This window comes from Jeotgalibacillus sp. ET6 (genome assembly GCF_029667115.1).
In the GTDB taxonomy this organism is placed as follows: domain Bacteria; phylum Bacillota; class Bacilli; order Bacillales; family Jeotgalibacillaceae; genus Jeotgalibacillus.
Genome location: NZ_JARUIU010000001.1, coordinates 953,877 through 966,584, shown reverse-complemented (window position 1 = coordinate 966,584; position 12,708 = coordinate 953,877). Strand labels below are relative to the sequence as shown.

The 12,708-nt window shown below is 42.3% G+C and carries 10 protein-coding genes; 7 read left to right on the top strand and 3 right to left on the bottom strand.

What is annotated here, in order from left to right; all coding sequences use genetic code 11:
• Positions 1 to 352 precede the first annotated feature (352 nt).
• The 4 genes from P6709_RS04855 (at position 353) to argH (ending at position 5,316) form a co-directional block, all read left to right on the top strand.
• Positions 353 to 1,537 (top strand): acetate kinase, encoded by a 1,185-nt coding sequence (locus P6709_RS04855; protein ID WP_278239748.1) that lies wholly within the window; start codon positions 353 to 355, stop codon positions 1,535 to 1,537.
• A gap of 161 nt (positions 1,538 to 1,698) precedes the next feature.
• Positions 1,699 to 2,529 carry an EcsC family protein gene (locus P6709_RS04850; protein WP_278239747.1) on the top strand — a complete coding sequence of 277 codons (831 nt, stop codon included), beginning with the start codon at positions 1,699 to 1,701 and terminating at the stop codon, positions 2,527 to 2,529.
• Between the two features lie 187 nt (positions 2,530 to 2,716).
• Positions 2,717 to 3,931 (top strand): argininosuccinate synthase, encoded by a 1,215-nt coding sequence (locus P6709_RS04845; protein WP_278239746.1) that lies wholly within the window; start codon positions 2,717 to 2,719, stop codon positions 3,929 to 3,931.
• Positions 3,928 to 5,316, top strand: coding sequence for an argininosuccinate lyase (gene argH, locus P6709_RS04840; RefSeq protein WP_278239745.1), 1,389 nt, complete (start codon positions 3,928 to 3,930; stop codon positions 5,314 to 5,316). Before P6709_RS04845 ends, argH begins: the two co-directional genes overlap by 4 nt.
• Positions 5,317 to 5,362: 46 nt before the next feature.
• Here argH and P6709_RS04835 read toward each other — a convergent pair whose 3' ends face one another.
• A complete protein-coding gene (locus P6709_RS04835; RefSeq protein ID WP_278239744.1) occupies positions 5,363 to 5,845 on the bottom strand; it encodes a universal stress protein in 483 nt (160 codons plus the stop codon).
• A 90-nt stretch (positions 5,846 to 5,935) separates the two neighbouring features.
• Positions 5,936 to 7,255 (bottom strand): purine-cytosine permease family protein, encoded by a 1,320-nt coding sequence (locus tag P6709_RS04830; protein ID WP_278239743.1) that lies wholly within the window; start codon positions 7,253 to 7,255, stop codon positions 5,936 to 5,938.
• Between the two features lie 232 nt (positions 7,256 to 7,487).
• Here P6709_RS04830 and ald point away from each other — a divergent pair, with 232 nt between their 5' ends.
• A complete protein-coding gene (ald, locus tag P6709_RS04825) occupies positions 7,488 to 8,618 on the top strand; it encodes an alanine dehydrogenase (RefSeq protein WP_278239742.1) in 1,131 nt (376 codons plus the stop codon).
• A 352-nt stretch (positions 8,619 to 8,970) separates the two neighbouring features.
• Here ald and P6709_RS04820 read toward each other — a convergent pair whose 3' ends face one another.
• Positions 8,971 to 10,065 carry a M24 family metallopeptidase gene (locus P6709_RS04820; protein WP_278239741.1) on the bottom strand — a complete coding sequence of 365 codons (1,095 nt, stop codon included), beginning with the start codon at positions 10,063 to 10,065 and terminating at the stop codon, positions 8,971 to 8,973.
• 222 nt (positions 10,066 to 10,287) lie between these two features.
• On the opposite strand from P6709_RS04820, the gene P6709_RS04815 reads away from it, so the two are divergent.
• Both P6709_RS04815 and P6709_RS04810 read left to right on the top strand, forming a co-directional pair.
• A complete protein-coding gene (locus tag P6709_RS04815) occupies positions 10,288 to 10,965 on the top strand; it encodes a metal-dependent hydrolase (protein WP_278239740.1) in 678 nt (225 codons plus the stop codon).
• Between the two features lie 428 nt (positions 10,966 to 11,393).
• A complete protein-coding gene (locus P6709_RS04810) occupies positions 11,394 to 12,704 on the top strand; it encodes a CBS domain-containing protein (protein WP_278239739.1) in 1,311 nt (436 codons plus the stop codon).
• The last annotated feature ends 4 nt before the right edge of the window (positions 12,705 to 12,708 follow it).

Here is a 12,708-nt window from a genome sequence, read left to right as displayed (position 1 = left end):
GTCTCAAGTAACCGTCCATGTACAATATGCCTGCATGAAGCACAGTGAACCGGTCCAAAAGTCTGAGACAATTTTGTCCAGGCTTTTTTTCTGAAAATAAACACTTCTAAGTGTAAACGTTGTCACGGCAAGCTTTCTCTTGAAGTGCAGTACATTCAGTGATTAAATGAAAAAGACAACATGCAGCGAATAACCAACTATGGTTTTAATAGGATTACGATTTAAGCAGCGCTTTGTTTTCTACAGGCTGCCCAGAAATTTTTTCAGGTTGTGAATAGAGTCACATTTTCTCTCATCACTAGAACTGTACAAAAGGGTTAACAGAATTAAACAAGAAGGAGCGAATTCCACTATGACAAAAGTCATTGCAATAAACGCCGGAAGCTCGTCATTGAAATTTCAGCTTTTTGAAATGCCGGAAGAAACGGTAATTACAAAAGGAATTATCGAGCGGATTGGATTAGAAAATGCTGTTTTTACCATCACAGTGGATGGCGAAAAGCAAAAAGACATTACGGATATTCCTAACCACGATGTCGCCGTACAAATGCTGCTTTCAAAGCTGACTTCAACGGGCATTATTCAGTCTTTAAATGAAATTGATGGAGTAGGTCATCGTGTCGTACATGGTGGAGAAGTATTTAATGATTCGGTCGTAATTACGGAAGAAACAATTGCCAAATTTGAAGAACTTTCAGATCTTGCACCGTTGCATAATCCTGCCAACATAACGGGTATCCGCGCATTTCAAAACGTTCTTCCAACTACACCGGCTGTTGCGGTATTTGACACAGCCTTTCATCAAACTATGCCTGAAAGTTCTTTTTTATACAGCCTTCCGTATGAATACTACAAAGAGTATGGTATTCGTAAATATGGATTCCACGGTACGTCGCATAAATACGTTTCTCAGCGTGCAGCTGAAATGCTTGGACGTCCGTTAGAGCAATTAAGACTGATTTCCTGTCATTTAGGAAATGGGGCGAGTATCGCTGCAATTGAAGGTGGACGCTCTATCGATACTTCAATGGGCTTTACGCCTCTTGCAGGTGTGACAATGGGAACCCGAAGCGGAAATATTGATCCAGCGCTTATCCCCTTTATTATGGAAAAAACAGATAAGTCAGCAGAAGGTGTACTGGATGTTTTAAATAAGCAATCAGGTATGCTTGGTGTTTCCGGCTTCTCAAGTGATTTACGTGACATTGAAATTCAGTCAGCAGAAGGAAATGAACGTGCCCGTCTTGCATTGGACGTATTTTCTAACCGCATCCATAAATACATCGGATCCTACGCTGCACGAATGAACGGTGTAGATGCCATCATCTTCACAGCAGGTATTGGTGAGAATAGTGAAACCATTCGTGCTGAAGTCCTCAATGGACTTGAATTCATGGGCATTTACTGGGACCCGACCTTGAACAAAACGCGTGGAGAGGAAGCATTTATTAACTACCCTCACTCTCCGGTGAAAGTTGTCGTGATTCCAACAGATGAAGAAGTCATGATCGCAAGAGATGTTACTCGCTTATCTTAAAAACGCATTCCCTGAGCCTGCATTCCTGATAAAGGAGTGCAGGTTTTTTTAATGAATATCTTCTTTTTCAGCCCATAAAATTAATTAATGCAGGTTAACTGTTTTCCTTATAGATGATCCTCAGTCCGGGCATACTATTGGAAAAATGAGGTGGGTTCTCCATGAGCTGGTCAGAGCGTGAAATAGAAGTATACGATGAAATTACAACATGGCGCAGAGAACTTGGTTCTTTCAGAGGACATGATTTATCCATGACATTCTCGAGGTGGTTGGATGGATCATTTAAAAGTCTTCCTCCTGCGATCAAAGAAGAAGTATTTACTAAAATGGATGCAGCCCTTTTTCATTTGCACAGTATCATACAGGGTTCCCATCTTCACAAAGATACATTGGAAAGATTACTGTCAACAGCTAAGGCATTTGACGAAAAAGTCAGCTTTCTTCATGATTTTGCACATCTTAGAATCGATCAGCTGCACTATATGGCGATTCAGCAGAGCGGGCGTCACAAACTGTATTCTTTTATTCAGGGAGGGGTCGCAGGAACGGGGGGAGCCGTAGCTTTTAGTACAGACTTGCTGGCTATGACGATTTTAAATATAAGGGCCATTCAATTTGTTGCTACAGCCTATGGCCGTGACGTACAGACTCCTTATGAAATGACGCTTTCCTTAAAACTATTTCACGCTGCTACACTGCCGATCCGTTATCAGGCAGAGGCCTGGGATGATTTAATCAGGTCGTTGGAAACGCACGAAATAAGCTATTTTTTTAATGGAAATGATGAATTAACCAATGAACGCTGGCTTGAAGGACCTGTAAAACAATTATTTAAATCCACGGCGATCAGTATGTTCCGCAAAAAGAAATTTTCCAATCTTCCCATCATTTCAATGTCCATTGGAGCTTTTTCAAATTATCAGCTGACCAGAAGAGTAACTGATTTTGCTGAAAAATTTTATCAATACCGTTTTTTATGTGATAAAAAATAAGCATCAACCAAACTGCCATGTGAAACGAACACGGTAGTTTTTTTATACATACTTATCTGAATATTAAGACTTTTAAATTTTTATTATTTTCTATTGTAAGTTCTAAAAGGACCTGTTAGTATGTACACATCCTATAAAGAATAAATATACATTACGATAAATAAAAATACGAAAGAGGTTGATTGTTATGAATCAAAATAAAAAAGTTGTTTTAGCCTATTCCGGAGGTTTGGATACCTCGGTTGCCATCCAATGGCTAAAAGATCAGGGATATGCCGTAGTAGCGTGCTGCCTGGATGTGGGAGAAGGAAAAGATCTTGATTTTGTGAAGGAGAAAGCGTTGACTGTTGGAGCAACGGAAAGCTATGTGATTGATGCAAAAGAAGAATTTGCACAGGATTATGCGCTGACAGCCCTTCAGGCACATACGATGTATGAAGGAAAATATCCATTGGTTTCTGCACTTTCACGTCCGCTGATCGCGAAGAAGCTGGTAGAAGTGGCCGAACAAAGCGGAGCTCATGCAGTAGCACATGGATGTACGGGCAAAGGAAATGACCAGGTAAGGTTTGAAGTTGCTATTCAGGCTTTAAATCCCGATCTTGAAGTAATCGCACCAGTCAGAGAGTGGGGCTGGTCAAGAGAAGAAGAGATTGATTATGCAAAAAAACATAATATACCCATTCCAATTAATCTGGACAGCCCCTACTCAATTGACCAAAACTTATGGGGAAGAAGCAATGAATGTGGAGTTTTAGAAGATCCTTGGGCGGCTCCTCCAGAGGGAGCATACGATCTTACAGCGTCTCTTGAAACAACCCCTAATGCTCCCGATCTTATTGAAATAGAATTTGAGCAAGGTGTTCCCATTGCGTTAAATGGTGAAAAAATGCCGTTATCCACTATGATTCTTACTCTCAATGATCTTGCAGGAAAGCATGGAGTGGGGAGAATTGACCACGTTGAAAACAGACTTGTCGGTATAAAATCAAGAGAAGTATATGAATGTCCTGGTGCTGTAACCCTAATGAAGGCTCATAAAGAGCTTGAAGATTTAACGCTAGTAAAAGAAATGGCTCATTTTAAGCCAGTGATTGAAAAGAAAATTACAGAGATGATATACGAAGGGCTTTGGTTTTCTCCATTAACCCCGGCACTTCAGGCTTTTTTGAAGGAAACGCAGCAGTATGTAAATGGAGTGGCTAGAGTAAAGCTTTTTAAAGGTCATGCAATTGTAGAGGGAAGAACGTCGCCTAATTCCCTTTATAATGAAAAGCTTGCTACTTATACAGCAGACGATGAGTTTAACCATAGCGCAGCGATCGGCTTCATCCAACTATGGGGACTTCCAACTAAAGTTCACTCCATGGTGCAAAGTAAAAAAGGGGAAACCGTCTCATGAGTAAATTATGGGGAGGACGTTTCGCGCAATCGCCTGAAGAATGGGTCGATGAGTTCAATGCCTCTATAGGTTTTGATCAGCATTTAGTGTTTGAAGATCTAAAGGGATCTGTGGCACATGTAACGATGCTTGGAGAATGCGGGATCCTTTCTGCTGAAGAGGTTCATGAAATACTCGGGGGACTGGCGCGCCTGAAAGAAAAAGCAGAAAAGAATGAATTAACGTACTCCGTAGGAAACGAAGATATTCATTTAAATCTGGAGCATTTGCTCATTAAAGAAATTGGCCAGGTGGGAGGGAAACTTCACACAGGACGAAGCAGGAATGATCAGGTGGCGACTGATATGCATCTTTATCTTAAAAATAGAGTAGAAGAAATTGGGGTCCTGATCAGAACCGTTCAAAAAGCGATTCTTAAGCAGGCAGAGGTTCATGTTGAAACAGTTGCTCCGGGATATACTCATTTACAACGGGCTCAGCCGATTTCATTTGCTCACCATTTGCTTGCCTATTTCTGGATGCTTGAGAGGGATCATCAGCGTTTTGAAGACTCGTTAAAAAGGATAGATAAATCACCGCTGGGAGCTGGCGCTTTAGCCGGGACAACTTTTCCAATTGACCGCCATCGTTCTGCAGAGCTGCTCGGTTTTTCTTCAATCTATGAAAATAGCATGGATGCGGTAAGTGATCGTGATTTTATCGTTGAATTTTTATCCAATGCGTCTATGACGATTATGCATCTTTCGAGGTTTTCTGAGGAACTGATTATCTGGTCAAGCCAGGAATTTCAATTTATTGAACTTGCGGATGCATTTTCTACGGGAAGCAGCATTATGCCGCAAAAGAAGAATCCTGATATGGCAGAGCTTGTCAGAGGAAAAACAGGCAGGGTGTTCGGTCATTTAATGTCCCTTTTAACCGTACTTAAAGGGTTGCCTCTAGCCTATAACAAAGACATGCAGGAGGATAAAGAAGGCATGTTTGATACGGTTCATACATTGATGGGGTCGCTGAAAATATTTGCCGGTATGATTGATACCATGCATGTTCATAAGGATCGTCTGAAGAAAGCAGTAAATGAAGATTTTTCTAATGCTACTGAGCTGGCGGATTATTTAGCAGCAAAGGGGGTTCCGTTTCGGGAAGCCCACGAAATTGTTGGAAAGCTGGTGCTCGTGTGCATTGGGCAGGGAATTTATTTAAAAGATCTGCCTTTTCCTACACTTAAAGAGGCCTCTCCGGTAATTGAAGAAGATATTTATCAGGTGCTTGAACCTATACGGGCTGTGGAGCGAAGAGATTCTGCAGGAGGAACGGGCTTTGATCAGGTAAGAAAACAAATAGAGCAGGCATCCCTTCTTGTGCAGTCTGTTCCTTTAACTTAAACGATAAAAGCGGTCCTGCTGAACAGGGCCGCTTTTATTTAAAATACTATATTGTGAAATCGTCTTTAGCAGGTTCTTTCTCCGGGGGCTGATCGGTCCGGACGACCAGTACATCACATTTAGCCGCTCGGACAATATGCTCGGAAATGCTGCCAATTAAAAAACGTTCCATCGCATTTAAGCCAGTAGCCCCGCAGATAATAAGATCTGCTTCAACTTTATTGGCAAACTCTTTTGGTACAAGTACTTTTGGGGAGCCGTATTCAACAAACACATTAATTTTGGTCACACCTTTACGTTCTGCTTCTGCTTTATATTCACCAAGCATTTCTTCAGCAAAGCTTTGAGCTCTCTTTGCTACGCTTCGATCATAAGCTTCAACTACAGCAAAGGATCGAGTGTCAATTACGTGAAGCAGATTTAAAGTGGCATTGTTCCGTCTTGCAATATCAATTGATTTTTTGAAAGCCCACTCTGCTTCTTTTGATCCATCGACAGCTACTAAAATATGATCATAACTAAGTGCCATGTTTATCTCCTCCTTAGTTCTATTGTACACCCTAAACGCCTGAATATCTTTACCAATTATTGAATATTTCAAAACAATTTGATTTTTTCATTAGCTGCTCTTTTCCCTTATAGACTTCATGGCTGTATAGGTGATTCCGGCAAGTATAAAGACGATAAAGCCGGGGGAAAAAGAAGATGGGATCAGCAGGTAGACAGGTATAAAAATAATGGCGGTTAGTAATGCTTCAGCGTTCACGAGATTTTTCCCTGCCGATAATAAAACCAGGTCCCCATCCAGAATTCTTCTTTTCTTGATAAATATAAAATCAAATACAATGATGGATGACAGCGGAATTACTGCAGCACCCAACAGGGAAATGTACTCTTCTGCCTGTTGGACAATAATGGGAAAAAGACTTAATACTGTTGCGGCTGCTCCGAAAATCAATGCGCTTTTAACTCTGCCAAGTGCTGGAAAAGCATTCAAAAGACTGTATCCTCCTGTGTATGCGTTGCTCAAATTAATCGAGATCATGGAGACGAGTGCACCAGTCGCGATAAGAATGATCAGCAGATAGGAGTCTGTAAGTTCTCCCGCTGCTGCAAATGGATTTAGTGAACCGAGTGCAGCGGCGTAAAACGCGCCAAGAAAAGCGGTAATCATAAAACCGGATACATTTCCAGCGAGTACACCCCAAAAAGCCTGTCCTGGCGACGCAGCATATCGGGTCATGTCTGAAGATGCACTGACTCCTGATACATATTGAACAAATGCCAGGCTTGAGAAAAAGAAAAAAGAGCTCAGTTGAAATGAGCCTGTTTCCATAATGGAGGTGGAAGCAGAAAAGCTGTAAGTTAAAATCAGATAGATCATCGCTGCCTGTCCTAAAAACAAAATAGGCAAAAACCATTTTGCCGCCTTCTTCACCGCATCAAATCCGATTAAAGCTAAAAAAGCCATTCCTGCTGCCAGCATGGGAGCAAGAAGCCAGAGATGGATCCTGAATCCTGTAAGGGGAGTCAGCAGTGATATAAACACCACCGATCCCCCAATCGTCTGAACAGAGAACCAGTATAGAGAAGTTAACGACCGTATAGGAGAAGCGAAATATCTTGAAAGTTTTGTACCAATCATTGTTCTAATAACAAATTGTGCAGGCAGACCATACCGTGCTCCCGGCAATGACAGAAGAGAAACAAGTAAAAATGCGGCTAAGGCACCCAGGATTGTTGAAGCGATTGCCCATCCAACCGTCAGTCCTCCCGTTAGGACAGCGAGAGCTGGAACCAGCACATTTCCGGTATTTACTGAAAAAGCTAACTGAATACCGGCATATTCAAACCATTTTGTTTGTTTTTGTTCAATTGGAATGGCCTCAAGACCAAATCGTTCGATTTCAATCCGGGGCTGTTTAACCATTTTCTGCATGCTGATCTCCATTTCTTAGTAAACGTACATGTTTTAGTCCAAGTTTAACATACTACATAAATAACAAAGCAATGTTCAATAATTAGAAAAAATAGTTTATTTCAATAAGCAAAATAAATTGAGACATCATTCATTTCATTTGTTAAAATGGTAGTGCCTAACACCGTCCTGAATCCTTAAAAGCCGGTGTTTTGCGGACAGATGAGGATTTAGATAAATGGAGGGGCTTTAAATGCGTATTGGGATTCCTAAAGAAATTAAGAATAATGAAAATCGTGTAGCAATTACGCCATCTGGTGTTCATCATTTAGTGATCCAGGGTCATGAAGTGTTTGTTGAACACGATGCCGGCACCGGTTCGGGATTTACAAATGAAGATTATATAGCAGCCGGGGGTAAAATTGCTGCAACCGCACAGGAAGCATGGTCTTTTGATATGGTGATGAAAGTAAAAGAGCCTATTTCAAGTGAGTATTCCTACTTTAAAGAAGGCCTTATTCTGTTTACATACCTTCACCTCGCTCCTGAACCTGAGCTTACAAAGGCTTTAATTGATAATAAAGTTGTCGCTATAGCCTATGAAACGGTTCAGCTTTCAAATGGCTCTCTGCCTCTATTAACGCCTATGAGCGAAGTAGCAGGAAGAATGGCAACCCAGATTGGCGCTCAATTCCTTGAAAAAATCCATGGAGGAATGGGGATTCTTCTTGGAGGCGTTCCTGGAGTAGCTAGAGGAAAAGTTACCATCATTGGAGGAGGCGTAGCAGGAACAAATGCTGCTAAAATGGCAGTCGGGCTTGGGGCAGATGTCACGATTCTTGATTTAAGCCCGGATCGCCTGCGCCAGCTTGACGATTTGTTCGGCAAAGACGTCACAACGCTTATGTCAAATCCGTTAAATATAGCTGAAACACTTGCACAATCAGACCTGGTGATTGGAGCTGTATTAATACCCGGCGCCAAAGCACCAAAGCTCGTGACAGAAGAAATGATCAAAACGATGAAGCCGGGCTCAGTGGTCGTGGATATTGCCATCGATCAGGGCGGAATATTCGAAACGACTGACCGGATCACGACTCATGACGCACCAACGTACACGAAGCATGATGTTGTTCATTACGCAGTAGCGAATATGCCGGGAGCTGTTCCGCGTACTTCGACCATTGCACTGACAAATGTGACCGTTCCATACGCGGTTCAAATTGCTAATAAAGGCTATAAACAAGCCTGCCTTGATAATGAAGCTTTGTTAAAAGGAATTAATTGTGCCAACGGCTTTGTCACTTATAATGCTGTAGCGGAAGCTCATGGACTGGACTATGCCAGTGCCCGTGAATTATTGATTCCAGTAAAAGCCAATTAAAAAGAAAAGTGTGCACACTGTGAAAATTAACGTCTGCACACTTTTTTTTGCAGGTGATTTGGTAATTGGGTCAAACTGCATTGAAAAAGAGTTTGGAACAAAATTCAATAAAATTTAAAGAACGAGATAGTATTTATAAATAGTAAAAGGTGAACAGAGCGGAAGTTGGCTCCCAGCAGGACATGACGGCAAGCTGAGACTTCGCAGGGCAAGACCCAAGAAGGCTCAGCGCCGTCCCTGCGGAAAGCGTCCGCCTGAAGCGAAGTGAACCGGTCGTAGAGCTTGAGACACATATGTCCCAAGTTCCTTTTTTTTTTTTCTGTTATACAGAACCGTTTTAGCCAAAGAGCCCTTAGTAATATTGAAGTGTTTTAGGAAATTTAGTCAGTGTTTCATACCCGGTTTTTGTTACCAGCACATCGTCTTCAATCCGGACTCCCGCAACGCTCGGGACATAAATGCCAGGTTCAATGGTAAACGTCATGCCTTCTTTAAGAATAAAGTCGCTGTCAGATGTAATGGAAGGATATTCATGCACGTTTAAACCAAGACCGTGTCCCAGTCGGTGAGGAAAGAAGTCACCATAGCCTGCCTCTTCTATTACCTTCCTTGCAGCCATATCCAGCTCGCTTGCTTTTACCCCAGGCTTAACCATTTCCAGCGCTTTAAGCTCCGCTGCAAGAACGGCTTCATAGATTTTGATCTGCTCCTTTGAAGGCTCCCCAAAAGCAACCGTTCTTGTAATATCAGAGCAGTAGCCCTGATAAACGACACCGAGGTCAAATAGGACAAGGTCGCCTTTTTTTATTTTGTTCAGCCCGGGGGTGCCATGAGGTGAAGCAGCATTTTTACCTGTGAGGACCATCGTGGAAAATGACATTTCTGTAATGCCTTTTCGTTTTAATGCAAATTCAATCGCAGCAAGGATTTCAAGCTCTGTTTTGCCTTCTGCCAGCTCACTGCATGCGGTCTCTATGGCAAAATCAGCCAGTTTAGCCGCTTTGCGCAGAAGGTCTGTTTCTCTTGAAGACTTAATAACGCGGAGATTATTAAGCTCCTGATCGATTGAATGCACCTTCAAAGTGTCAAACACCTCTTCTAGCAGATGCAGCCGTTCGAGGGTCAAATGACCGGTTTCAACAGCAAGTGAAGCCGCTTGAATATTTTGTCCTTGAAGATAAGTATGTAGCAATTGGATCGGATTTTCTGTATCACTGTACCCGATTATGTGGTGTTCCCAGCCTGCATGACGCGCTTCTGCTTCCTCCATGCCAGGGCAGATTAACGTGCTTTCTCCGGTTGCTGGAATGAATACAGCAAGCCATCTTTCATGAGGGTTGCTTCTGAAGCCTGTAGTGTAACAAACATTTTCAGTTGAAGTTAAAAACGCTGCATCCAGCGAATGGTCAGATAAATACTGTTGAATTTGTTCTATTTTTTCTTTCAAAGCTCATTCCTCCTGTTCATGTCATGCGTATTGCTGCATTAAAGCTCCACGCTGTAAATTAAATCGTAGCATACTTTTATAAATTATAAAGCTTCCCGCAACTGCGTTAATCCGATTTATTCCGGCAGCACAGGGAGGAATGACAATCAAACAGGTTTTCAGTTAAAACGCAGAGGGAATGGGTCAAAGAGAATGCTACTACTGCTAAGGAGGAATTACGCTATGAAAATCTCTTATCACGGTCACTCCATTGTAAAAGTGGAAACAAACGGAACCACTATTTTATTTGATCCTTTTATTAACGGAAATGAACTGACAGATTTGAAAGTTGAAAACGAAAAGCCGGATGTCATTATTCTAACTCACGGCCATAATGATCATGTAGGGGACACAGTTGAAATTGCCAAGCAAAGTGATGCGCTGGTGATTGCACCTTTTGAACTTGCCACCTATCTTGAATGGCAGGGATTGAATACACATCCCATGCATATTGGCGGTGGATATGACTTTGAGTTTGGCAGAGTGAAGCTTACTCAGGCATTTCATGGTTCCTCCTACAGTACAGATGATAAGCAGATCATTTATACAGGAATGCCTGCTGGTGTTCTGCTGACGGTGGAAGGCAAAACCATTTATCATGCCGGTGATACCGGATTATTTGGGGACATGAAATTAATTGGAGACCGCAATCAAATTGATCTGGCGTTTCTTCCAATAGGCGATAATTTCACAATGGGGCCAGAAGATGCAGCTTATGCCGCAAGTCTTCTGAATGCAAAAACAGTTGTGCCTATTCATTACAATACATTCCCTCCAATTAAACAGGATCCAGAGAAATTCGTTCAGCTTTTACCGGAGGGTCAGGGCAAAGTATTGCATGCAGGTGATACATTCGAATAAATGGGTCCTAGACATGACTGAAACATTTATAGAAAACTGAAACAGTTTAATTTTGCAGAACTGACGCGGCGGCTCAAGACCCCGTTGCTATGAAAACGTCCGTTCCAACAGACTGGGACAAAACTCATAATAATTGAAAGAACGAAGAAGTATTTATCAATAGTAATAGGAGAGCGGAGCGGAAGGCGGCGACTCCCTGCAGGATTTGACGGTTGCTTGAGACTTTACAGTGCACGGGCCTGGAGAGGCTCAAGCCCCCGTCCCTGCAGAAAGCGTCCACCTGAAGCACAGCGAACCGGTCAATGAGCTTGAGACACTTTTGTCCCAAGCTCTTTTTGTTTTAATTTTGCTTTCATTGAACCAAAGGCCTCATAATGAGTATAATAAAAAGGCGAATACATGATCGGATTGAAAGAGAGGGACAGCCTGTGGCTACAAAGCATGAACAAATATTAGCACATATTCATTCTCTGCCTGTAGGGAACAAAATTTCTGTGCGTCAGGTCGCCAAGCAGCTTGATGTGAGTGAGGGAACTGCATACCGGGCGATTAAGGAAGCGGAAAATCAGGGTCTGGTAAGTACGATCGAGCGTGTGGGCACGATTCGAATTGAGAAAAAAATAAAAGAAAACTTCGAACGCCTGACGTTTGCTGAAGTCGTGAACATCATAGATGGACAAGTTGTCGGAGGGAGAGCCGGCTTACATAAAACGTTAAATAAATTTGTGATCGGTGCAATGAAGCTTGAAGCGATGATGCGGTACACGGAAGCGGGCAATCTGCTTATTGTAGGGAATCGGACACGGGCGCATGAACTGGCCCTTGAGGCAGGAGCTGCTGTGTTGATTACCGGAGGATTTGATGCAGATGAATCGACGAAAAAGCTGGCCAATGAGCTCGAGCTCCCGGTAATTTCAACTTCTTATGATACATTTACAGTTGCTGCGATGATTAATCGGGCGATTTATGATCAGCTGATCAAAAAAGAAATTGCTCTTGTTGAAGATATTCTAATTCCATTTGAGAGTGCACATTTTTTAACTTCGAAGGATAAAGTCTTCCATTGGTCAGCATTAAATGAACAAACCCGTCACAGCAGATTTCCAGTGGTGGATCCGCAAACGATGAAAGTCGTGGGCATGGTTACTTCAAAGGATATACTTGGAAAAGACAGTGAAGAATCAATTGACCGGGTGATGACGAAATCTCCATTAACAGTGAGAGTAAAGACGAGTGTGGCTTCTGCTGCTCACATTATGATTTGGGAAGGAATTGAACTCCTTCCGGTTGTCGATGATCATGACCATTTGGAAGGAGTCATCAGCCGCCAGGATGTATTAAAAGCCTTGCAGATGATTCAAAGACAGCCCCAAATCGGGGAAACCATCGACGATATTGTCTTTAAAGAGCTGAGAGTTGATAAGGATGCTGAAAGGCCCTATCAATTCCGGGTAACTCCGCAAATGACCAATCAGCTTGGGGCTATTTCCTACGGTGTGTTCACCTCTCTTGTAACGGAAGCTGCAAATCGCACATTGAAGGAATTTAAGCGAAGTGATCTTGTCATTGAAAATATTACAATCTATTTTATAAAACCTGTTCAGCTGGATAACACAATTGAAATTCAGCCGAGGCTGCTTGATGTAGGACGAAAATTTGGAAAAGTAGACGTGGAGGTTTTCAGTGAAGGAAATTTAGTAGGAAAAGCGATGATGATGTGTCAGCTTTTGGATCGCTAAAGCA

Coding starts and splice junctions, on each gene's coding strand:
- P6709_RS04830 (WP_278239743.1), bottom strand. CDS start 7,255: ATGCAGAAAATGGTTAAACAGCCCCGGATTGAAATCGAACGATTTGGT.
- P6709_RS04855 (WP_278239748.1), top strand. CDS start 353: ATGACAAAAGTCATTGCAATAAACGCCGGAAGCTCGTCATTGAAATTT.
- P6709_RS04845 (WP_278239746.1), top strand. CDS start 2,717: ATGAATCAAAATAAAAAAGTTGTTTTAGCCTATTCCGGAGGTTTGGAT.
- argH (WP_278239745.1), top strand. CDS start 3,928: ATGAGTAAATTATGGGGAGGACGTTTCGCGCAATCGCCTGAAGAATGG.
- P6709_RS04815 (WP_278239740.1), top strand. CDS start 10,288: ATGAAAATCTCTTATCACGGTCACTCCATTGTAAAAGTGGAAACAAAC.
- P6709_RS04850 (WP_278239747.1), top strand. CDS start 1,699: ATGAGCTGGTCAGAGCGTGAAATAGAAGTATACGATGAAATTACAACA.
- P6709_RS04835 (WP_278239744.1), bottom strand. CDS start 5,845: ATGGCACTTAGTTATGATCATATTTTAGTAGCTGTCGATGGATCAAAA.
- ald (WP_278239742.1), top strand. CDS start 7,488: ATGCGTATTGGGATTCCTAAAGAAATTAAGAATAATGAAAATCGTGTA.